The sequence below is a fragment of the Paracandidimonas lactea genome (assembly GCF_021653995.1).
In the GTDB taxonomy this organism is placed as follows: domain Bacteria; phylum Pseudomonadota; class Gammaproteobacteria; order Burkholderiales; family Burkholderiaceae_B; genus Allopusillimonas; species Allopusillimonas lactea.
Genome location: NZ_JAJJOZ010000001.1, coordinates 389990 through 410550 on the forward strand (window position 1 = coordinate 389990; position 20561 = coordinate 410550).

The following is a 20561-nucleotide window of genomic DNA, read 5'->3' on the forward strand; positions in this document are numbered from 1 at the left end:
GCCCCTTAGCCGAACAGGCCGTGCAGAAACCAGCCCTGCGGCGGCTTGCCGCGCAGGCGGTAGACCCAATAGCGGGCGCCTTGGCTATCCTGGGCTACGAAGTAATCGCGTTGGGCATGGCCGGTACTGCTCCACCAGCCGCTTTCCATGCGCTCCGGGCCCAGAATCAGCCGTAATGGCGCGCCCTGGTGCATGGGGCGGTTATTGCGGGTATTGAGCGGCTCCGGAGGGTCCAGCAGCCAGCATGGCCGGGCATGTGTTGGCAATTGTGGTGGTGGGGCGATGGCAGCCCCTTCCAGGCCGCCATCGGGCTCGGTGCCCAGAGGCAGCCATAGGTTGGCCTGCTCAGGCCGGTAATCGGCAACAGGCACGCTGCGCCGCAGGCGCGCCGGGCCCAACCGGGCGCGCAACAGATCGAGCAGGCGGTGCTCTTGGCGCTGCCACTGGGCGGGTTCGGGCAGCAGGCTGGTATTAGCCGGGGGCCGTTCGGCTGGATGATGCGCGCTCAGTGCGATGCCCACGACGGGCGCGGGCAGGCTCAGCGTCTGGACTTGCTCGCGCAGCACTGCAGCAAAATCATCGGGCGCCCAGGCGTTTTCGGATAAACGCAGGGCGAAGCGGGTAGGTGGGCGCGCATGGCGGCCTTTTTCGTGGTCGAGCGTGAAATCCAACTGACCCACAGCCAGTTGCCGAGCCTGCAGCCAGCCGCAGAGCTGTTCGATGAGCCGTAGCGCAACGGCCAGCACACCGCCCGTGTGTTCGATATGCTCGACCAGGTCGTAACGTTGGCTGAAACAGGGTGGTGGTTCGAACCAGTCGAAACACTGCACAGAGAGACCGTAGGCGGCGTCAGCATCTCGCATGAGTGCCGGCGCGCTGCGCTGCTGCAAGGCAGCGCGAGGCAGGCCACGCAACTGGCCCAGTGTGCGGCAGCCTATGCCTTCAAGCCAGTCGGCATAGGGCTGCGCCGCAGGCAGGGCATGGGCTGGCAGGGTGTCGAGCAGGCGGGCCAGGCGCGTCATGGACAGCGCACGCCGCCCGGCGGGGTGCTGGCGGGACAGCAGCCAGGCGCCTAGAGCAGTGGGCGCCATGCCCAATTGGGCGCGCATGCCCAACCTGGCAAGTGTGGCGCGGACGCGGTGGCACAGTTGAACCGGCCCGCCGAAGAGGATAAGGCTGGCCCGCACCTCCATCAGTACGGCATGTTCGCGAAAGAACGTCACATTGGGCGTGTATTGCAGCATGCCCAGAGCCAGGGCGCGCAGATGGCGTTCGCGGGCCGAGGGGTCGTCAGGCGCGAGCTGGATGCCGGGGGCTAGGCTGCGCGCAGCCCCTGCACTCATGCCAGACGATACGCCCCGGGCCTGCGCAGCGGGTGTGCAGGTATGGATGCGGTCGCGCACCAGCACGGCTGCCGCTTGCTCAGCCGACCAGTTCGGAAAACTGACGTCCAGGCTGTGCGTGCAGAGGTAAAGACTGATCCAGAGCTGCATGATGGAGAACAGGGGCGGTGGAAGCCGCCCGCGCCGGATACAAGGCCAGTGAGATGGTGACGGCGCAGGCCGGCCCCGGCCGTTTCAGGATACGGATGTCCAGGCCGTGCGCGGCAGGGGCCAGCGCCAGGCGTAGAGGGGCTGCGCTGGCCTGCTCGGCCGCCGTGGGCGGGCGTGCCATGATGAACAGCGTGTCGCTTTGCCGGGCGGCCAGATGCAGCCGGCGCAGTGCGGCGGGGCGCAGGGGGCCCGCCCAGCAAAGCAGGGCGGCGCCGGCATTGTGGCGCAGGATCTGTTCGGCGGCCCAGAGTGTGTCGGCCATGCTGGCGGGCGTGATCCATATAATCTGGCGGCCTCCCAGCCCCCAGTTGGACCAACAGTGGAAATATGGTGTGCAAGGAGGGGCGAGCAGGTAAATACCCCGTTCGCCAGGCAGGCGGGCCAGGGCAGGCTGCAGCAGGGAAAGCTCACCCTGGCCCGGCCGGTCGGGGAGCAGTTCGACCAATGAGCCCAGAGGCCAGCCAGCGCTGGGCAATTGCTTGTCGAGTGCGCCAAAACCCGTGCTCACTGCCGCCCCAGGCGGGCGCGCCAACTGGCTGCCTCGCCACAAAGCGGGGTGGATGCGCTCGGGGTGCCGGAGTGCGGCCGGCGAATGAACAGGAGCGGTCTGGGCCATGGAAGCGAGACGTGAATCGTGGAATCGAAACAGATAAATCGTGGCAGATGGACAGGCAAAGCCGCGGCGAACGAAGACGGCAAGCGGGGCCGCATCAGATTGGCCGGCGCAGATGCGTCAGGGATTGTGGCAACTGAGCCAAGGTATCCGTCTTTCAAAAAACTGTATGAATACACAGTATAAAGCTTTATAAAAATTTTGCCCAACTGCACTGTGCTCATTCGACCGACTGCGCGCATTCGATACAGTCTATACAGGCGTGGTTGGCTCTATTTCCATCTTGGCTTGCCACTGCATTCGCCCGAAGAAGCCCCGGCGTGCAGGGCGCTTCAGCGTACAATTTCCTTATTGATTTCAGACTTGATTTAGCGTTTTCCGGAGGCGCCCACCCATGGGGATGTTTGAAAAGCCGGGGTTGCCGCAGCCCTACGTATTTGTGCCACGCAGCGGTAAGCCGCAGTTGTTGTTTGTGCTGCTGCACGGCGAAGACGCCACGCCGCGTCAGTTGTTTCCACTGGCCGACGCCATCAAGCAGGCCTTTCCTGCCTCAATGGTGGTATTGCCTTATGCCTTCGAAAACCGCGCCTGCCCGGGCGCGGGCCAAGTAGCGGATGCTTACTTCTGGGTCGATCCGGTAGAGCTGCACGCGGGCAATCAGGCCGAGCGCATGCAAAAAGCCGTGGCCTCGCTGATCGCTGAAGTGCGTGCCATCCAGCAGGCCTATGGCCTGAGCGGCCAGCAAACCGCGCTGGCCGGGTTCTCGCAGGGTGCCACATTGGCGCTTGAGGCCGTGCACGAACGCAATGATCTGGCTGGCCGTGTCCTGGCCTTTTCAGGTGCTTATACCCGTTTGCCCGAACACGTTCCGCCTGCCACAGTGCTGCATTTCTTTCATGGCGCGCAAGACGACGTGATATCTGTGCGTGAAATCGAAGCCAGCCTCAAACATTTGGGCGAGCTGCAAGCCGATGCGACGCTGGACATCGCATCGGGGGTGGGGCACACGCTCCACGAGGCACTGGTCAACCAGGCTGTGGTGCGGCTGCAAACCTGCGTGCCCCTGCGCAGTTGGGAAGCTGCCTTCGCTTCGCTGGACGAAGCCCAGCACCAAGAAGGCCAAAGCAGAAGCCCCGGCCCTGGTGACACCTTGCATTGACCAAGGCAGGCTACATGGGGCCGCTGGCGGGCAGTTTCCAGGTGAACTTGATATCGGTCGTGCCGCTTGCCTTGATCACCACTTTTTGCGACTGTGTCTGGCCCTCGTAGGTTGCAAAAACCTTGTAGCTGCCAGGCTGCAGGCGCGCCAGGAAATACGGGCCATCCGAGGTTACGTTCAGTACGGGCTGGTCCTGGATGTCGCGGATCACCACTTGCACATCCGCGGCATAGGGCGAACTGCTGCTGCCTTCGGCATGGGTGGCAAAAGTAAGCGCCAAGGCATATTGCGATTTGGCTTGCCTGAATGCCGTGGATTCATCCTGGCCAAAGCCGCCGGATACATAAACAATGCCGTTCTGGTTTTGCGTGGGCGGCAGTTGCGCCTGGGCGGCCCCCAAGGCAAGCAGGCTCGCCAACGCGGTAGCCGCAAAAGAGATGCGATTCATGGTGTGCTCCGTGCCCAATATGAAGGTGCTGGTTGATCAGACCTGGTTGGTTGGGCTGTTGTTGATTGTTCCGTGCCAGCTGGAAACGCAAAGGCTGGATGGAGTTCAGCATATCGTATGCCGCGTGTAGCGCGTGCCGGGCACTCCTGGACGAGTGTATGCCACTTGCTGCAAGTGCAAGCACGGGAGCCTCAAGGGCTGCGCCGCTATGCATCCTATGCCCGTACGGCCTGTAGCGGCGCCAGGCTCAGCCCACCAGCCTGAACGGCCAGTCGTGGCGCTGCACGGGGCGCCCCTGGGCATCGTAGCTGAGCTCACTCAACAAACCTTGCCCGCTCGCGCCAAGCGCGATCAGGGTCGAGCAGCGGGTACCGTAGTCGGGGCTGACGATAAAGGGGCTGCTGAGCAGGCGCTCGCGCTCCGGAGTCAGGCCCGTGTTCGGCAGCGCGTGCTCCTCGGCCTGGGTGGCATCCCGAAGCGCATCGAATGCCGGTGCCAGAGACGCCTCAAGGCCTTCGAGCGCAAAGGCGTCAAGCGCGCTGCGCAAGCGGCGCGCTTTGGGCCAGGGTGTATCCAGCAGATGATTGGACAGCACATAACGCCCCGGCGGCAGCACTACGGGGGCCGCCTGGCCCGCACGGTTGCTGAGATAGCAGGCTTGCTGCCTGTCGCCCACAATCAGATTGAAGCCGTTGTATGCCGTGCCGTCCGCATGCACCTGCCGCGCGTAGTCGAGCGGCGACTGCGCGCCCTCCAGGTAATCGCTGACGAGCCGCCCCCGCGAGGGCGCATGGGCCAGTGCATGGCCGGGCTCGCGGTAATTGGTGATCAGGGCGTAGCGGCCCGCGTGCGTAACCCCCAGCCAAGTGCCGCCACCCTGCAGATCAAGGCCAGCGATGATGTCGGGGCGTTGTGTCCAGGGTTGCGCGACGCTGCAGGGGCGGGCATGGAACTCATCGCGGTTGGCTGCGATGAACAGCGGCCAGCGCGCATGGGCGCCGAGGGCGAGATAGGCAATGCACATGGCGCCCCGTTGTCTACAGCATGGCGATGGCGTTGGAGTTTTCGACCAGGTTGCGCAGGCGCACCGCGTCGCCAATGCGCGAATAGCGTCCACTGGAGTTCAGCAGCACGATGGCCAGGTCGCGGTCGCCAATGCGTGTGAGCATGACCAGGCATTCGCCCGCTTCGTTGATGAAGCCGGTTTTGGAAATGCGGATGTCCCAGTTGTCGTTGCGAACCAGACGGTTGGTATTGTTGTAGACGAGCTGACGGCCTTTTCCCACCTGCAGCTCGTAGCGGTCGTCGGTAGTGTAGCGACGGATCAGCGGCTGTTTGCTTACCGCCTGCAGCAGCTTGACCAGATCGCGCGCCGTGGAAACGTTTTCGCTGGACAGGCCGGTAGGCTCGACAAAGCGCGTATTGCGCATGCCCAGCGCACGCGCCTTGTCATTCATGGCGCGCACGAAAGCTGGCAGGCCGCCAGGGTAGTAGCGGCCCAGCGCATGCGCCGCGCGGTTTTCGGACGACATCAGCGCAAGGTGCAGCATATCGCCGCGATTTAATTCGGTGCCCACGCGCAGGCGCGAGCTGGAATGGCGCATGCGGTCGACATCGGCCTCGGTGATCTGCATGACTTCGTCCATTGGCAGGCCTGCTTCGGTCACCACCAGGGCGGTCATTAGTTTGGAGATGGACGCGATGGGCCGCGGGGTGTCGTCTGCGTTTTTGTTGTACAGCACTGTGGCGGTTGCCAGGTCTTGTACATAGGCGATTTCGGATCGCAGCGAGGCTTTGCCCGTAAGGGGTTTGATGCCGAGGTCTTCGGAGCGGGGTGAAACCGCGCTGGGTAGTTGTGTGCCAGCCCCAGGCTGGCTCAGGCTCGCACGAGTGAGTACGCCATGGCTGTCGGCCGCGTACCGGACGGGGTGCAGGTTTTGCCGATGCAGGATTTGAGTGCCATGCACACGCGTCGTGGCGTGGGTGGGCGCACCGGATTCGGCGTGGGCGGGCGCAACCGCGAATGCCAGGCAAGCCGGGCCAAGGGCCACCTGTGCCAGGCAACGCATGACGTAGCGTTTAAGTGCGGACATGGGAGACGTTCCGATGAGAGATTAGCCGAAATGATATCAAAAAATCTCTTTATATTAGATAGTTACAGGCCATATTTAAGTAATTTCTTAGCTTTGGGTGCAAAACCTGGTTGATTTAAAGGTTTTTGCTGTATATGAATACAGCAGCAGCGTCTTTGGCGCCATGCCCGCAACAATGACCACACTGTGCCTGATGCGCATCGGGCTGGTGAAACACTATGCATTGCGTTGTGGACAGGGGCGGAGCCACCCTATGCGCTGAGGGTTCGCCAAGAAGAAGCGTTTTCGCTGCGACGGCGGCGGCAAGGTGGGCGGGCATTACGCCTGGCGCACTTGGATTTTACGCCGCCTGGCTCCTGAAAATATTGCAGTACGTGAGTGTTGGCGAGATCTGTCAGTCACGCGTGCGTCACGTGCGGTCAAAGCAGAATGCGGGCAGTGGCCCGTGCCACGGGGCCTTCCAGGAAACGGGCAAGCGGGGCCGGCAGATCGAGTGGGCGCAGCAACATTTTGGCGGCCATGTCGACAGGGTAGTGTTGCTTCACCGAACCGCTCAGCCGTGCCATGACGTCGCGCATCGTTGCGTCCGCATTTGGCTCTCCTTGTGGTTGCATACGGATGCGGTGCACATGACGCAGCGCAATCTCGGCGTCGTCGTTGCGAGCTTCCACCATACGGCGCCGCAAAGCGGCGAGTATGCGCAGGCGGCCTGGCGGCTGCCTTTCGCCGTAGGCCCGGAAGAAACGATAAAAGTATTTGTAATGACCTACCTCGTCGGCCCGAATGCGGGCGGCAATGCCGGCCAGCACCGGCTCGCAGGCCATTTTCCCCAGCGCCTGGTAAAACGTGGCCGTGCCTGTTTCCACCACACATCGAGCCACCATTTCGAGGCTGCGCGCGGGCTCGAATTCGTCCAGGGTGCAGCGGGCGGAGTATTCGGCAAAAAAACCCTCGTAGGCACGCTGCCAGTCGAACTCTGGCCATACGTGCTCCACGTAGCCGCGCAATGAATAGCCGTGGCGCAGCTCTTCGGGCTTCCATCGCTGCGCCAGCCATTGCACGACTTCGGTATCGCCGCTGAAATAGTCGATCAGATTGTCGGTATAAAGCTCGGCGGCGATCTCGACAAATGACGCACCGGCAACAAGATAGAAAAGGTCCTCGTTGGCGCGTGCGCGCCCAATGTCGATCATGTGATAAGGAATTGTGTCCAGTGTCCAATGCTCTTCGACATCTTTTTGGTCCGGCATTCCCGAGCCTCCATGAATGGCCCGGCCTGCAAGCACCTGGGCACGCTGTGGATACACAAAGCGAATGTATTCAGCATACAGCGGCTGCCGGGATACTGTCGTGCTTGTCAGCCTTGCTATGTAACAATTTTGCTGTGGATTGAAACAAATTCATGCTATTGTGGAACGTAGACGCGCCCAGCCGGCGCGCCGTTCCGTTCACGCTGAACACCTCCAAATTCAAACATGCAACCTGTCTTGCCCGCCCACCTGATCGCACGCTGGCTACTGGTGCTGGTCGTGCTGGTTGGGCTCTATTTTCTTCGCGGCTTTCTGGTGCCTGTGCTTGCCGCGCTGATCATCGCCCTGGCCAGTTGGCCGCTCTATCGCCGCCTCATGCGGCGCTGCCACGGCTCGCGGCCGCTTGCCGCAACCATTGCGCTACTGGTGGTGATCACGGTTCTCGTGGTTCCGCTTTCGTTCGCATTAACGTATGCCATCCGTGAAGCCAGTGGCTTCATCGGCTGGATGCTGGCGGCTAACCGCGACGGCATGCCCACGCCCGCCTGGATTCCCGCCTTGCCGCTGGTGGGTGAGCATCTGGCCAAATATTGGCAAACATACCTCGGCGCGCCGCATGCGCTGGGTGAGTTGGTCGAAATGGTCAGCGGCGAGCATCTCGGCAATATCTACCGCATGCTGCTGTCAGCCACGGGCGATATCTTCCGCTTGCTGCTTACTGTGATTTTCATGCTGATCACGCTGTTCTTTGTCTACAAAGACGGCAGTCGCATATTGCATCAGCTCGACATCGTCGGCGAACGTATTTTGCCTGGGCGCTGGCAGCGCTTTTCCCGCATGGTGCCAGCCACCATCAACTCTACCGTCACCGGTATGGGGTTGATCGCGTTGGGCGAAGGCGTAGTGCTGGGCATTGCCTATTGGGTCGCTGGTGTGCCCTCTCCGGTGCTGCTCGGTGTGATCACAGGCTTCATGGCGTTGGTGCCCGGCGGCGCGCCGTTGTCATTTTCACTGGTCTCACTGTACCTGGTGGGCTCGGGCCATGCCATGGCCGGTCTGGGGCTGTTCCTGTGGGGCACGGTCGAGCTGTTCATTGTCGATAAAACCTTGCGCCCCAGGCTGGTGGGCGGGCCCGTCAAGCTGCCTTTCCTGCCCACGTTTTTTGGCTTGGTCGGCGGCGTTCAAACCATGGGGCTGGTCGGGCTTTTTGTTGGTCCGGTGCTGATGGCGCTGCTGGTCGCGATCTGGCGTGAATGGATACACGAAAAGGCCGAGGAGGCGCTACCGGTCAATGTGGTCATGCCGGCCGGTGATGACGCAGCGGCGGCCGGCAATACGGCTGTTGTCGCGGGTGGCGCGCACGTCCCAGCCGAGGCAGCCGGCGTCGCGCAAGCGGCCCTCGTTGCCGAACCCGCCGTCGATGCGGTTGCCTTGGCGGATAAGCACGCCCTTGCGCCGGCGCCTGCCTCGAGTGCGGGCGGCCGTTTCGAGTCGCCGACCCGGCCCGCCAAGCAGACGCCTAAAGGGCAGCCGGCCTGATCTACAAGCTGGCGTGGGCGGGCGGTTGGCTCATTGCCGTGCCGCCGCACAACACCAGCCGGGCATGCCCAGCCTGCGGCCATGTCCACGCGGACAACCGCAAGACGCAGGCGCGGTTTGCGTGCGTGCAATGCGGCTACGAGGAAAACGCCGATGTGGTCGGCGCGATGAATATTTTGGCGCGGGGACACCGCGTTGCAGCCTGTGGAGAGGACGTCAGCCGTGCAAGGCCCGCAAGGGCCAAGCGTGCAGCCTCTGCGAAGCAGGAACCCACCGAAGCGACGCACAGCAGCCTTGCGCCGCTGCGAGCGCCGTAGGAATCCCCTTTCTTTAGGGAGGGGAGGATGTCAACGTGCTCCCATGCCCAACGCTGCCAGTAAAGGGGCGTTGTTTCCACTGGGCCCGCACTGTCCGTGCATGGGTCGCTCAGCCTTATCAGGCAGTCAGCGATCGCAGTATCTCAAGCTGCGTCTCCAGCGGCAGGCTGGCGTCCACAATATGCACCTTGCCCGCCAATACAGCGTCTGGCTGCCTGAGCGGGGCCAGGTAGGCGTCCCAGTGATCGAGCTTCCATTGGTCGCGCGGGTCGCCCCGGCGGATGATGCGCTCGCGGCGTATCTCTGGTGACAAGTCGAGCCACACATGGCGCAAGCGCGTTTCGCCCGGCAGCCCGAGCGCCTGCGGCGAAAACAGCGCGCCCGAAGAGAGTTCGCGGTTCCAGGGGCCGGGCAGGACTACGTCCAGGTCGAATTCGAGCTGGTCGCGCGCGATGCGCAGCGTGCTTTGGTAGCCCAGGTCGCGCACATGTGTCTTGAAGGCGGGGCTGTCGCGGTCGTTCGGGTCGAAGCCTAAGGCCTGCAGCAGCGGGCCTGACCAGCATTCGCTCACAACGTCCTTGTCCAGTACACACCAGGCATGGCGCGCCTTGCGTTGCTGGAGCACAAATTGTGTAGTCAGGAAGGACTTGCCGACGCCGGCATGTCCAAGGATGAAGAGAGCGGTCGGCATGACGGTATCGGAAGAGGGATCAAGCAGTGGCCAGGTCGTGTTTGCCGCGCGCGTAATGCTGGGCCATCACGGCGCACACCATCAACTGGATCTGGTGAAAAATCAGGACAGGCAGCAGGGCGGGGCCGACGGCCGCGCCCGTGAACAGCACCTGCGCCATCGGCACGCCGGTCGCCAGGCTTTTCTTGGAGCCGCAGAATACGATGGTGATTTCGTCCTGGGTATTGAAACCCAGCCTACGCGCCATTTTTGCCGTGCCGTAGAGGGCGATTGCGAGCAAGGCGCAACAGAAGAGGGTTAGTTCCAGGAGTGCCAGCGGCGGTACTTCGTTCCAGAGGCCGCCTATCACAGAGGCGCTGAAGGCGGTGTAGACCACCAGCAAAATGGAGCCCTGGTCCACATTCTTGAGCCAGCTGCGGTTGCGGTCGACCCAGTTGCCTATCCAGGGCCGCATCAGATGGCCGGCGACAAAGGGCAGCAGCAACTGGACGCTGATGTGCCAGATTGCGTCGAGCAGTGATGTGGCACCGCTTGCATCGATGTTTATCATCAGGTTCACGAGCAGCGGTGTCACGATGATGCCAATCAGGCTCGAGGCGGAAGCGCTGCAGACGGCCGCTGCAATGTTGCCCCGTGCGATGGACGTGAACGCAATCGCGGATTGCACCGTGCCGGGCAAGGCGCACAGATACAGCACGCCAATGTACAGCGGCTCGCCCAACACCGGCTGCAGCAGCGGACGCAACGCCAGACCGAGCAGCGGGAAGAAGATGAAGGTGCAGGCAAATACCAGCAGATGCAGCCGCCAGTGTGTCGCCCCGGCGATGATTGCCTGGCGCGACAGCTTGGCGCCGTGCATGAAGAAAAGCAAGCCGATGGCAAGGCTGGTGAGCAGCTCGAAAAACGCTGCGCCACGGCCATGGGCTGGCAGGAAAGTGGCGGCCGCGACTACTGCGATCAGTATCAGTGTGAAATTGTCGAAAACGAGGCGAAGACGAGCAAGCATGAGCCGGGCGGAAGGATGGGCGATGGAGCGAGAGAATGAACATGGGCATCGTCATGGACGATGCCCGTTGCTCGATTGTAGCCCCTTCGCCGTGCTGCTGTGCCGGCTTGCACGGAAAGCGCGCCGTGTCAGGGGTGAAGCCTGATGGGAGGAGGCACCCGTCGGGAGGAGACACCTGACGGGTGGGCGCACCACGATGCAGTGTTTCGCTGCGCGCACCATTGCGCAGGCTGGAGCTGCGTGCGGGTGTCACCACCCGTGTGCGGATCAGGCGTGTTTGAGTGACAGGCCGGTGAGGCGCTGCAGATCTTCGAACGTGGTGTCGCCGAAGAGATCGCCGACGGTGATCTCACCATTTTTGATGTTGAACACAGCCATGTCGGTGTACACACGCGACACGCAGCCCACGCCCGTAAGTGGATAAGTGCAGCGTTCGACGAGTTTGCTGGTGCCATCGCGGGTGAGCAGTTCCATCATGACAAACACGTCTTTTGCGCCGATGGCCAGGTCCATGGCGCCGCCCACGGCGGGTATCGCGTCGGGTGCGCCCGTGTGCCAGTTGGCCAGATCGCCCGTGCGTGAAACCTGGAATGCTCCCAGGACGCAGATGTCGAGATGGCCGCCGCGCATCATGGCGAAGGAATCGGCGTGGTGGAAGTAGGCACAGCCGGGCTGCTCGGTGACGGGCTGCTTGCCCGCGTTGATCAGGTCGTAGTCTTCCTGCCCGGGTGCGGGCGCCGGCCCCATGCCGAGCATGCCGTTTTCGGTGTGCAGGATCACTTCGCGATCAGCCGGCAGATGATTGGCTACCAGGGTGGGCAGGCCGATACCAAGGTTTACGTATGCACCCTCGGGAATGTCGCGCGCCACGCGGGCGGCCATTTGGTCGCGCGTAAGTTTGGCGGTCATGCTTGCTCCTTGTCTGCGGCGTCCAGCGCCACGACGCGCTTGACGAAGATACCGGGGGTGACGATGTTTTCGGGATTGAGTTCACCCAACTCGACGACTTCGCGCACCTGGGCTACGGCGATTTTGGCTGCGCTGGCCATGATGGGCCCAAAGTTGCGCGCGGTCTTGCGGAAGGTGAGGTTGCCCCAACGATCGCCTTGGTCCGCCTTGATCAGGGCGTAGTCCGCATACAAGGGGTACTCGAGCACGTATTGTCGGCCATTAATCTCGCGGATTTCTTTGCCCTCGGCCAGCGGTGTGCCGTAGCCGGTGGGCGTGAAGAACGCCCCGATACCGGCGCCAGCGGCGCGGATACGCTCGGCGAGGTTGCCCTGGGGCACCAGTTCGAGCTCGATCTTGCCGCTGCGGTATAGACCGTCGAAAATCTGCGAATCCGACTGTCGCGGAAAGGAGCAGATAATCTTGCGCACACGGCCCGCACCCAGCAGTGCGGCGAGGCCCGTGGTGCCATTTCCGGCGTTGTTGTTGATGATGGTAAGGTCTTTGGCACCCTGTTCGAGCAAGGCGTCGATCAATTGGATGGGCTGGCCCGCAGTGCCGAAGCCCCCGATCAAGACGGTGGCACCGTCAGGTACGTCGGCCAGCGCGTCGGCGGCCGAAGCGACGATTTTTGAGATCATGGTTGCGCGCGTGTAGTTGCGAGGAAAGGAATGGCAGCCATGGTTCCATTTGCACGGGCGGGATGTCAACGACCCATAACTATAGTGTTCATTGTGCGGACATTTTTTACTGCATGATTCTGTATAGTGAGTGAAGCTCTCGTGGGTGGGACGAGAGGGTTGAATAAAAATAGTTCACTAGTCGGACGTTTTGTTGGGCAGCGATATCATGCATATGCTCGGTCGATGGCTGGGGTTGTTATGGCGGCGCTTGCGTGTGCACGGCGTGCCGCCAGCAGGCACGCATGATGAGGCATGCATGCCTGCGGTGAATGGCAGAGTTGGCAGCGGGTCTACGGCTTGTCCAAGTACAATTCTGCGATTGAAACATCGCGTCGTACATACGCGGCGCCGCACGTCACCTCAGGAACCCAAGCCCATGATACGCAGCATGACCGCCTTCGGCAGCGCCCGCGCAGAATCTACGCACGGCAGCGTCAATATTGAATTCCGCAGCGTGAACAGCCGGTTTCTCGATATCAATTTCCGCATCCCCGAAGAGCTGCGCATGGCGGAAGGGATGGTGCGGGAGCAGCTTGGCCAGCAGGTGAAACGCGGCAAAGTGGATATCCGCGTCTCCTTTGCCCGCGCGGCGAGCGCCATTGAGGTCCAGCTCGACGAAGCACGCCTGGCCGATCAGGCCCGCAAGCTCGAGCTTGCCCGTCGCTACATCGCTGATGTTCCCGCTCCCACACTCTCCGAACTGGCTGCCGCTTCGCGCGGAACTGAGGTGGACAGCATGGATGGCGAAGCCTGGATGGCGATGTGCCAGCAAGCCACGGCGCAGGCATTGGCGGATCTGCAGGCAACCCGCGAACGCGAGGGCGCACGCCTTGCGCAGATGATGCTCGAGTGCGCGGCTACAGCGGGCGTTATCGTCGACGAGGTTGAACGCGACCTGCCGACGCTGTTGGCAGAGCATCAAGAGAAGATCGCCACACGGCTGCGCGATGCCTTGCTGGCGGCCAGCCCCGAAGGCTTCGCCCAGATCAGCGGCAATGAGCTTTCAGCCCGCATTGCCCAAGAGGCATCCTTGTTCGCCCTGCGCATCGACGTGGCCGAAGAGCTGTCGCGTCTGCGTTCCCATATTGCCGAACTGCGCCACCTGCTGGCCGCAGATGTGGCTGACGGTGAATCTGGGCGCGGCCGTAGAGGCGGCGGCAGTGCCGGCAAGCGGCTCGACTTTTTGTTCCAGGAAATGAATCGCGAGGCCAATACCCTGGGCTCCAAGGCCGGCGCCCTCAGCGTCACCCGCGCCGCTATTGACCTGAAGCTGCAGATCGAGCAGATGCGCGAGCAGGCGCAAAATATCGAATAGGGCCGCTACCCGCTACCCGCTACCCGCTACGCGCCGGAGTGCGACGCCACGTCTTATGCCTGTACTGGCGTGGTGCGTTTTTCGCCGCTAGCCTGCCTGATCGACGCCGAACCACTAAGCGGCACCATGGCTCGGCGCGAGTGCGCAGCTTTCGCGGCGTTGCCGGTGCAGGCCTTCCGCCGCGATGGCGGGGCGATGCAATTCGCATCACTGGTCAAGGCCAGGAGCATCCGGATGGAAGGAGCAGCGGCTGTTCCGTGCGAAAATGCCTTTCTGTCCGGGGTGGCCGGCGTCAGCCAGGCCGCCCTTATTGTTTTCCAGAGAGGTTGCAGTGTCCGATTTCATCACATCTTCGCGCCGGCCTTCGGGCCGCTCCGCCGCCGAGCTGCGGCCCATCACGCTTGAAACGGGCTACACCCGCTACGCCGAAGGCTCGGTGCTGATCCGTGCCGGCAATACGCATGTGTTGTGCAATGCCAGTGTGCTGGATAAGGTGCCGCCCTTTCTGAAGGGTAAGGGCCAGGGTTGGGTCACGGCCGAGTACGGCATGCTGCCGCGCTCTACGCACACGCGGTCTGATCGCGAGGCGGCACGCGGCAAGCAGAGCGGGCGCACGCAGGAAATCCAGCGCCTAATCGGGCGCAGCCTGCGCGCAGTGTTCAATCTGGGCGCGCTCGGCGAGCGCACACTGCATTTGGATTGCGATGTCATCCAGGCCGACGGCGGCACACGCTGCGCCAGCATTACCGGCGCCTGGGTGGCGGCCGCGCTGGCCATGCGGCGGCTGGTGGCCGATGGGCAGTTGGCCGCCTCGCCGGTCCTCGATCACGTGGCGGCGGTGTCCGTCGGCCTGTACGAGGGGCAGCCAGTGCTGGATCTTGACTATATCGAAGACTCGGGCTGCGGCGCTGACATGAATATCGTCATGACGGGCGCAGGCCATTTCGTGGAGGTGCAGGGTACCGCCGAGGGGCAGACCTTCGGCCGCGAGCAGTTGGACAGCCTTCTGGACCTGGCCCAGAACGGCATCGCCGACTTGATTGGCATACAGAAAAAGGCGCTCGAAAGCGCCTGATCGCGTGGCGCGGTATGCATTCCCGCGCCTATACAACCGCGAAGTTTACGCAGCCAGCCCAGGCGTCAGGCAAAGCCGGGCAAGCGCCGGGCAATCATGCATGGCACGCACACATGCCAAACGGCAACGCATACGTTGCCGTTTGGCGTTTGCACAAAGCGCTGTCTGCGCAGGCAGCGAGGCCCGGCGCTTGCCATCGCCAAGCCCGTACACGGGTTTACTCCAGGAAGTGCCCCACCATAGGCGCGCGGGCAATCGCCCATACTTTGTCAATAATGGCCTGCGCCTCTTGCGCCGTAGCCGCGTTGCGGTAGGTGCTCAGGCGGCGGGCCTTGTCTTCGATCTCGGCGCGCGACAGCGTGTTGCCCGGATCGCCCTTGGGTTCGTCCACACGGCTCTCCAGCGTACGCCCGTCGCGTGTACGCACGGCAACCTTGCCGATCCAGCGTGCAGGGTAGGCGGTGTCCACCTCCTGGTCCAGTTCCATCGACACCCGATTACGGAAGTCGCTGACCTGCGCGTTTTCCAGGCCGGCATCGAATTCAGCCAGACCGGCGCGCTGGTGAACGGCAATCAGGCCCAGCACCGTGCCCATCGAAAACTTGGACTGATGCACGGTGGTGGGGTTGACCACCGGCCCTAGCACGTCGATGGCGCCCTGGTGTACACGGGCCGTAACGGATTCGATATCGCCAGCCGTCAGGCCGTGTTCACGCACCAGTGCCAACAGGGCGTCGGCGGCAGGGTGGGTATGGCGGCAGGAGGCGTGGTATTTGAAGGAGGTCTCGAGTACCGTCCAGCGCTGGCCCAGCCCGTCTGTGAGCTTGGCGGGGTTGGCGTCGCTGGACATGCCGGCCGCCATGCCCTGGGGGCCTTCCAGGATGCGGCGCGCGCCGGTAAAGCCCTCTTGCGCCAGGTAGGCGGCCGTCAGGCCACTGGCGGCCGCTTTGGCGGTATGCAGTTGTTTGGAATCCGCCGCATCGCGCAGGAATTCCCAGAGGCCGCTGGCCTGGGTGCCAGCCGAACCAAAAGCGTCGAGCATCTGTTCGGCGGTGAGGTTGAGCAGCCGGCCCACAGCCGCCGCAGCCGCCAGCGTACCCGCTGTGCCGGTGGTATGGAATACTTTGTAGTGCGACCGACCCAGGAATTCGCCAACGCGGATACCGACCTCATAGCCCGCGACACAGGCCGTGAGCAGTTCGCGGCCGGTGCGGCCCAAGGCCTGGGCAGCTGCGATGGCAGGCGGGAACACCACGGCGGCAGGGTGGAACACCGAGCCGTTGTGCACGTCATCCTGCTCCACCATATGCGCGGAGGCGGCGTTGACCATGGCGGCAAACAATGGGCTGGTAGTCTTGCGTGTGACCATGTTTTCAGAAGGCCCGCTGGCAGGCCCCATGGCGTCGGCGAAATGCCCGATGGCCTGCACCGGCCGCGCGCTGGAACCGGCCAATATCGATGCCAGCGTATCCAGCATCAAGTCTTCGGTGCGGCGCAGCACTGCGTCGGGGATTTCTTCGTAGGATAGGCCTGCGGCGAAGGCGGCAAGCTCAGCGCTGGGATGGCTCATGATATGTTTGCCTGATGGTATTTGACAGTGTTGGGGGAAGGGCGGCGCGGGGCCGCCTTGTTTCATTGGCTTGCGATCAGAACGAGCGTGGCAGGCCCAGTATATGCTCGGCCACGTACGACAAGATAAGGTTGGTGGAAATCGGCGCCACTTGATACAGGCGCGTTTCGCGGAACTTGCGCTCGATGTCGTATTCGTTGGCAAAGCCGAAGCCGCCATGGAATTGCAGGCAGGCGTTGGCGGCCTCCCATGAAGCATCGGCCGCGAGCAGCTTGGCCATATTGGCTTGGGCGCCACAGGGCTGGTGCGCATCGAACAGGCGGCAGGCTTCGAAACGCATCAGGCTGGCTGCCTCGATATTGATGTGAGCGCGAGCGATGGGGAACTGCACGCCTTGGTTCTGACCAATGGGGCGGCCGAATACAATGCGCTCCTTCGCATAGGCCGAGACCTTGTCGATGAACCAGCGACCATCGCCAATGCATTCGGCGGCGATCAGCGTGCGTTCTGCGTTCAGGCCGTCGAGAATATACTTGAACCCCTTGCCTTCTTCGCCGATCAGGTTCTCGGCAGGGATTTCCAGGTTGTCAAAGAAGAGCTCGTTGGTTTCGTGGTTTACCATATTGGGGATGGGGCGCACCTCCATGCCCTTGCCGATGGCCTGGTGCAGGTCAACGATGAAAATCGACATGCCTTCCGATTTCTTCTTCACCTGCTCCAGCGGCGTGGTGCGCGCCAGCAGAATCATCAGGTCGGAATGCTGGATGCGCGAGATCCATACCTTCTGGCCATTCACGACATATCGGTCGCCCTTGCGCACCGCGGTGGTCTTGATCTTGGTGGTATCGGTGCCGGTGGTGGGTTCCGTGACGCCCATGGACTGCAGGCGCAGCTCTCCGCTGGCAATGCGCGGCAGGTACAGGTTTTTCTGTGCGTCGGATCCATGGCGCAGCAGCGTGCCCATGTTATACATCTGCCCGTGGCACACGCCCGAATTGCCACCGTTGCGGTTGATCTCTTCCATGATGACCGAGGCCGCTGTGAGGCTCAAACCCGAGCCGCCGTATTCTTCGGGGATGAGCGCCGCCAGCCAACCGGCTTCGGTGAGCGTCTTGACGAACGCTTCGGGGTAGCCGCGTTCTTCGTCCACCTTGCGAAAGTATTCGGGCGGGAACTGTGCGCACAGGTCGCGGATGGCGTCGCGGATGTCCTGGAAGTCGTTGTGCGGGTTGGTCATGGCTTGGATTCCGGGTTTATTACAATAGAGGTGGATTGCTGTCGTTGCGCTACTGTGCCCCAAGCGTCGCGGCTTGCCAATTATTGCTTGCTTAAGCGGGGCTTTCTAATTCATGAAGAGCGCGCTGCGCGCCCTGATGTCGGCCTGCCCCGTGGCGGCATGCATCGCCGGCAAGCTTTCTTAACCCACTACTGCGCGAGATCGTTACGATGGCCACGCATTTCGACCTGATCGACATGCAATTAATGGTGAATGTTGCAAGTGCCCAAAGCATGACCAAGGGAGCCGAGCGCTCGTTTCTTTCCTTGCCTGCCGCCAGCAATCGCGTCAAGAACCTGGAGCAGCACTTGGGCACCGCGCTGCTGTATCGCAACAGCCAGGGCGTCACCCTCACGCCCTCCGGCGAGGCGTTCGTGCGCCACGCCCGCATTGTGCTGCGCCAGCTCGAACACCTGCGCGGCGACATCCGCGAGTATGCCAGCGGGGTCAAGGGGCAGATCCGTGTGTTTGCCAACACAACGGCCATGAATGAATTCATGCCTAATGTGCTGGCCCGCTACCTCAGCGCCCACCCCGAGGTCAATGTCGAGCTGCGCGAACGCCTCAGCTACCAAGTGGTCAAGGCGGTGGCCGACGGCTCGGCCGATATCGGTATCACCGCGCAAAGCGGCGGCGGCGAAAACATAGAATTCCTGCCTTACCGCACCGATCGCCTGGTGCTGGTCACGCACCGCGATCATCCGCTTGCCGCCCATGTCTCGGTGGATTTTGACGCCACTCTGTCATGGGACTACGTTGGCCTGTTTGAGGCCAGCGCTATTCACAGCTTTCTGTTGCAGGCCGCCGACGAAATCGGGCGCGTGCTGCGATTCCGGGTCGAAGTCAGCAACTTCGAGGCCGCATGCCGCCTGATCGCCGCACAGGTCGGGATTGGGGTCATTCCAGAATCTGCCGCGCGGCGCTATGTGCAGGGCCTGCCGCTGGCCATGATCGGCCTGAACGACTCCTGGTCGCTGCGCCGGCTCAGCATCTGCGTGCGGCAATTCGACAAACTGCCCGTTTTCGCCAAAGACCTGGTATCCCTCCTGGTCAGGGACGGCGCACAGGACGAAACTCTGGCGCAAGGTGCCACCGACGCCGCCTGCGATGCCAGCACACCTCCGATGTAAAGACATGAATTCCTCCAACGATACATATTCCTCAAATGCCATCGCCGGCACAAAAGTCGTGCTCGCTTCCAACAACGCCGGAAAGCTGAAAGAGTTTTCCGCCATACTTGGCCAGGCGGGTATTGTCATGGTCGCGCAGGGCGAGCTGGGCGTGCCCGAAGCTGACGAGCCGTTTTCAACCTTCGTCGAGAACGCGCTGGCCAAGGCGCGCCACGCCAGCAGCTTCACCGGCCTGCCTGCATTGGCCGACGATTCCGGGTTGTGTGTGCACGCCCTGGATGGCGCGCCCGGCGTGTTTTCTGCACGCTACGCGGCGCTGGCGGGTGGTCCCAAGTCGGATGCCGCCAATAATCAGCGCCTGGTGCGTGAGTTGGCCGATTGCACCGATCGCCGAGCCTGTTATGTTGCGCTGCTGGTCTATGTGCAATCGGCGCAGGATCCCACGCCACTCATTGCCGAGGGCCGCTGGGAGGGCGAAATCATCGACTCCCCGCGGGGGGAGAACGGCTTTGGCTACGATCCTCATTTTTACCTGCCCGGCCTGGGCCGTACCGTCGCCGAACTGAGCCCGGCGGAAAAAAACGCAATCAGCCACCGCGCCCAGGCCTTGCAGGTGTTGCTGCGAGGCTTGCACGATAGAGGCGTGAGGGGTGCGCTGTCATGACCACACCCACCGTACGCGTGGCCTCGCGGCAGCCCGGCGTGGTTGCCGGAAGCGGGCAGCAGCGGGCCACCATTCTGCGCAGCCTTCCGCCGCTGTCGCTCTATGTGCACGTGCCGTGGTGCGTGCGCAAATGCCCTTACTGCGATTTCAATTCCCACGAGGCGGGCGGGGAGATACCCGAGCAAGCGTACTTGGAGGCCTTGCAGGCTGATCTGGAACAAGCGCTGCCGTTGGTTTGGGGCCGTCAGGTCATTTCGGTGTTCATTGGCGGCGGGACGCCCAGTCTGCTTTCCTCGTCGGCAATGGACCAAATGCTCGCTCTGTTTCGCGCCTGCCTGAATTTATTGCCGGATGCCGAGATCACCATGGAGGCCAACCCAGGAACAGTAGAGGCGGGGCGATTTGCCGATTATGCTGCCAGTGGCGTGAACCGCATCTCGTTGGGCATACAAAGCTTCGACGACGGCGCGCTCGCAGCCCTTGGCCGCATTCATGACAGCCGGCAGGCGCGCGCGGCCATCGATATTGCGCAACGTGCGGTGGACCGCGTCAATCTCGACCTAATGTTCGCGCTGCCGGGGCAATCGCTGGAAGGCTGCGCCCGCGACCTTAACGAAGCCATGTCTTTCGGCACCGGGCATTTATCGCTGTACCACCTGACGATGGAGCCCAATACCGTCTTCGCCAAGTACCCGCCTGTCGTGCCTGACGACGATGCCAGCGCCGCGATGCAGGACATGATCGTGGCCATGACAGCGCAGGGCGGCTGGTCGCGTTACGAAGTATCTGCCTATGCCAAGCCCGGGCAGCAATGTCGGCATAATCTCAACTATTGGCAATTTGGCGATTACCTTGGTATTGGGCCCGGCGCGCACGGCAAGCTCTCGTTCCACGACCGCATTGTGCGCCAGGCGCGCCTGCGCAACCCAGCTTCTTGGATAGACAAGGCGGTTCGGCGCGATGGCAGCCATATCGCCGAAGACCGCGAGGTGCCGTGGCAGGACCTGGGCTTCGAATTCATGCTCAACGCGCTGCGCCTGAAAGGTGGTGTCGATCGCGGCGACTTCATCGCGCATACCGGGCAGTCCATCCTTACCATTATGCCCGCCATCGAGCGAGCAACCGCCCGCGGCTTGCTGGATCCGGACCGAGAGCGCCTGAAAGCCAGCGAACTGGGCTGGCGTTTCCTCAATGACCTGCAGGCGGAGTTTCTGCCCTGAAACGTTGCCGG

Annotated in this window: 18 protein-coding genes and 2 pseudogenes; 8 read left to right on the forward strand and 12 right to left on the reverse strand. The window is 62.6% G+C overall.

Features of this window, described 5'->3' with window-relative positions; genetic code table 11:
- Nucleotides 1–5: 5 nt before the first annotated feature.
- Both LOL23_RS01840 and imuA read right to left on the reverse strand, forming a co-directional pair.
- Nucleotides 6–1493: a Y-family DNA polymerase gene (locus LOL23_RS01840; RefSeq protein ID WP_160976389.1), complete on the reverse strand. Its 1488-nt coding sequence runs from the start codon at nucleotides 1491–1493 to the stop codon at nucleotides 6–8.
- Nucleotides 1423–2169, reverse strand: coding sequence for a translesion DNA synthesis-associated protein ImuA (gene imuA / locus LOL23_RS01845; protein WP_237173086.1), 747 nt, complete (start codon nucleotides 2167–2169; stop codon nucleotides 1423–1425). The genes LOL23_RS01840 and imuA overlap by 71 nt, the downstream gene beginning before the upstream one ends.
- Before the next feature lie 391 nt (nucleotides 2170–2560).
- Between imuA and ypfH the strand changes: the two genes are divergently transcribed.
- On the forward strand, nucleotides 2561–3325 hold the full coding sequence (ypfH, locus tag LOL23_RS01850; protein ID WP_237173087.1) for an esterase: 765 nt from the start codon (nucleotides 2561–2563) through the stop codon (nucleotides 3323–3325).
- A gap of 10 nt (nucleotides 3326–3335) precedes the next feature.
- Here ypfH and LOL23_RS01855 read toward each other — a convergent pair whose 3' ends face one another.
- The 4 genes from LOL23_RS01855 to LOL23_RS01870 form a co-directional block, all read right to left on the reverse strand.
- A complete protein-coding gene (locus LOL23_RS01855; RefSeq protein ID WP_202411576.1) occupies nucleotides 3336–3773 on the reverse strand; it encodes a carboxypeptidase-like regulatory domain-containing protein in 438 nt (145 codons plus the stop codon).
- Nucleotides 3774–4020: 247 nt separating this feature from the next.
- The gene (locus LOL23_RS01860; RefSeq protein WP_160976393.1) at nucleotides 4021–4797 is read right to left on the reverse strand and encodes an NRDE family protein; all 777 of its coding nucleotides are present in this window, start codon (nucleotides 4795–4797) and stop codon (nucleotides 4021–4023) included.
- 13 nt (nucleotides 4798–4810) lie between these two features.
- Nucleotides 4811–5866, reverse strand: a complete 1056-nt coding sequence (pbpG, locus tag LOL23_RS01865) for a D-alanyl-D-alanine endopeptidase (protein WP_237173088.1) — start codon at nucleotides 5864–5866, stop codon at nucleotides 4811–4813.
- A gap of 419 nt (nucleotides 5867–6285) precedes the next feature.
- Nucleotides 6286–7116, reverse strand: a complete 831-nt coding sequence (locus LOL23_RS01870; protein WP_237173089.1) for a ferritin-like domain-containing protein — start codon at nucleotides 7114–7116, stop codon at nucleotides 6286–6288.
- Nucleotides 7117–7341: 225 nt separating this feature from the next.
- Here LOL23_RS01870 and LOL23_RS01875 point away from each other — a divergent pair.
- Nucleotides 7342–8376, forward strand: a pseudogene (locus LOL23_RS01875) (AI-2E family transporter); the annotation flags it as partial.
- Nucleotides 8377–8651: 275 nt separating this feature from the next.
- A pseudogene (locus LOL23_RS01880) lies at nucleotides 8652–8972 on the forward strand (zinc ribbon domain-containing protein); the annotation flags it as partial.
- Nucleotides 8973–9090: 118 nt separating this feature from the next.
- On the opposite strand, the gene LOL23_RS01885 reads toward LOL23_RS01880, so the two are convergent.
- The 4 genes from LOL23_RS01885 to LOL23_RS01900 form a co-directional block, all read right to left on the reverse strand.
- Entirely contained in the window at nucleotides 9091–9663 is a 573-nt protein-coding gene (locus LOL23_RS01885) for an AAA family ATPase (RefSeq protein WP_160976395.1), read from the reverse strand.
- A gap of 19 nt (nucleotides 9664–9682) precedes the next feature.
- Nucleotides 9683–10669 (reverse strand): bile acid:sodium symporter family protein, encoded by a 987-nt coding sequence (locus LOL23_RS01890; RefSeq protein WP_237173090.1) that lies wholly within the window; start codon nucleotides 10667–10669, stop codon nucleotides 9683–9685.
- Between the two features lie 267 nt (nucleotides 10670–10936).
- Nucleotides 10937–11578, reverse strand: a complete 642-nt coding sequence (locus LOL23_RS01895) for a 3-oxoacid CoA-transferase subunit B (protein WP_237173091.1) — start codon at nucleotides 11576–11578, stop codon at nucleotides 10937–10939.
- Nucleotides 11575–12258 (reverse strand): 3-oxoacid CoA-transferase subunit A, encoded by a 684-nt coding sequence (locus LOL23_RS01900; protein WP_160976401.1) that lies wholly within the window; start codon nucleotides 12256–12258, stop codon nucleotides 11575–11577. The genes LOL23_RS01895 and LOL23_RS01900 overlap by 4 nt, the downstream gene beginning before the upstream one ends.
- 418 nt (nucleotides 12259–12676) lie before the next feature.
- Here LOL23_RS01900 and LOL23_RS01905 point away from each other — a divergent pair, with 418 nt between their 5' ends.
- Together LOL23_RS01905 and rph are read left to right on the forward strand one after the other, a co-directional pair.
- Complete coding sequence (locus tag LOL23_RS01905; RefSeq protein ID WP_160976403.1) at nucleotides 12677–13615, forward strand: YicC/YloC family endoribonuclease; 939 nt, start codon at nucleotides 12677–12679, stop codon at nucleotides 13613–13615.
- Nucleotides 13616–13946: 331 nt separating this feature from the next.
- Nucleotides 13947–14690, forward strand: coding sequence for a ribonuclease PH (gene rph, locus LOL23_RS01910; RefSeq protein ID WP_439652061.1), 744 nt, complete (start codon nucleotides 13947–13949; stop codon nucleotides 14688–14690).
- A 217-nt stretch (nucleotides 14691–14907) separates the two neighbouring features.
- Here the strand turns inward: rph and LOL23_RS01915 are convergent, their stop codons facing one another.
- Both LOL23_RS01915 and LOL23_RS01920 read right to left on the reverse strand, forming a co-directional pair.
- The gene (locus LOL23_RS01915; RefSeq protein WP_237173092.1) at nucleotides 14908–16260 is read right to left on the reverse strand and encodes an MmgE/PrpD family protein; all 1353 of its coding nucleotides are present in this window, start codon (nucleotides 16258–16260) and stop codon (nucleotides 14908–14910) included.
- 76 nt (nucleotides 16261–16336) lie between these two features.
- Nucleotides 16337–17497, reverse strand: coding sequence for an acyl-CoA dehydrogenase family protein (locus LOL23_RS01920; RefSeq protein ID WP_160976407.1), 1161 nt, complete (start codon nucleotides 17495–17497; stop codon nucleotides 16337–16339).
- A 209-nt stretch (nucleotides 17498–17706) separates the two neighbouring features.
- Here LOL23_RS01920 and LOL23_RS01925 point away from each other — a divergent pair, with 209 nt between their 5' ends.
- Genes LOL23_RS01925 through hemW form a run of 3 tightly spaced genes read left to right on the forward strand, consistent with a single transcriptional unit; the run spans nucleotide 17707 to nucleotide 20550 of the window.
- Nucleotides 17707–18666, forward strand: coding sequence for a LysR family transcriptional regulator (locus LOL23_RS01925; RefSeq protein ID WP_160976409.1), 960 nt, complete (start codon nucleotides 17707–17709; stop codon nucleotides 18664–18666).
- A 4-nt stretch (nucleotides 18667–18670) separates the two neighbouring features.
- Nucleotides 18671–19330 carry an RdgB/HAM1 family non-canonical purine NTP pyrophosphatase gene (gene rdgB, locus LOL23_RS01930; RefSeq protein WP_237173093.1) on the forward strand — a complete coding sequence of 220 codons (660 nt, stop codon included), beginning with the start codon at nucleotides 18671–18673 and terminating at the stop codon, nucleotides 19328–19330.
- Entirely contained in the window at nucleotides 19327–20550 is a 1224-nt protein-coding gene (gene hemW, locus LOL23_RS01935) for a radical SAM family heme chaperone HemW (RefSeq protein ID WP_237173094.1), read from the forward strand. The genes rdgB and hemW overlap by 4 nt, the downstream gene beginning before the upstream one ends.
- Nucleotides 20551–20561: the final 11 nt, after the last annotated feature.

What these genes read in the sequence shown, in the direction of transcription:
- LOL23_RS01840 (WP_160976389.1), bottom strand. Translation starts at nt 1,493, where the DNA reads ATGCAGCTCTGGATCAGTCTTTACCTCTGCACGCACAGCCTGGACGTC.
- imuA (WP_237173086.1), bottom strand. Translation starts at nt 2,169, where the DNA reads ATGGCCCAGACCGCTCCTGTTCATTCGCCGGCCGCACTCCGGCACCCC.
- ypfH (WP_237173087.1), top strand. Translation starts at nt 2,561, where the DNA reads ATGGGGATGTTTGAAAAGCCGGGGTTGCCGCAGCCCTACGTATTTGTG.
- LOL23_RS01855 (WP_202411576.1), bottom strand. Translation starts at nt 3,773, where the DNA reads ATGAATCGCATCTCTTTTGCGGCTACCGCGTTGGCGAGCCTGCTTGCC.
- LOL23_RS01860 (WP_160976393.1), bottom strand. Translation starts at nt 4,797, where the DNA reads ATGTGCATTGCCTATCTCGCCCTCGGCGCCCATGCGCGCTGGCCGCTG.
- pbpG (WP_237173088.1), bottom strand. Translation starts at nt 5,866, where the DNA reads ATGTCCGCACTTAAACGCTACGTCATGCGTTGCCTGGCACAGGTGGCC.
- LOL23_RS01870 (WP_237173089.1), bottom strand. Translation starts at nt 7,116, where the DNA reads ATGCCGGACCAAAAAGATGTCGAAGAGCATTGGACACTGGACACAATT.
- LOL23_RS01885 (WP_160976395.1), bottom strand. Translation starts at nt 9,663, where the DNA reads ATGCCGACCGCTCTCTTCATCCTTGGACATGCCGGCGTCGGCAAGTCC.
- LOL23_RS01890 (WP_237173090.1), bottom strand. Translation starts at nt 10,669, where the DNA reads ATGCTTGCTCGTCTTCGCCTCGTTTTCGACAATTTCACACTGATACTG.
- LOL23_RS01895 (WP_237173091.1), bottom strand. Translation starts at nt 11,578, where the DNA reads ATGACCGCCAAACTTACGCGCGACCAAATGGCCGCCCGCGTGGCGCGC.
- LOL23_RS01900 (WP_160976401.1), bottom strand. Translation starts at nt 12,258, where the DNA reads ATGATCTCAAAAATCGTCGCTTCGGCCGCCGACGCGCTGGCCGACGTA.
- LOL23_RS01905 (WP_160976403.1), top strand. Translation starts at nt 12,677, where the DNA reads ATGATACGCAGCATGACCGCCTTCGGCAGCGCCCGCGCAGAATCTACG.
- LOL23_RS01915 (WP_237173092.1), bottom strand. Translation starts at nt 16,260, where the DNA reads ATGAGCCATCCCAGCGCTGAGCTTGCCGCCTTCGCCGCAGGCCTATCC.
- LOL23_RS01920 (WP_160976407.1), bottom strand. Translation starts at nt 17,497, where the DNA reads ATGACCAACCCGCACAACGACTTCCAGGACATCCGCGACGCCATCCGC.
- LOL23_RS01925 (WP_160976409.1), top strand. Translation starts at nt 17,707, where the DNA reads ATGGCCACGCATTTCGACCTGATCGACATGCAATTAATGGTGAATGTT.
- rdgB (WP_237173093.1), top strand. Translation starts at nt 18,671, where the DNA reads ATGAATTCCTCCAACGATACATATTCCTCAAATGCCATCGCCGGCACA.
- hemW (WP_237173094.1), top strand. Translation starts at nt 19,327, where the DNA reads ATGACCACACCCACCGTACGCGTGGCCTCGCGGCAGCCCGGCGTGGTT.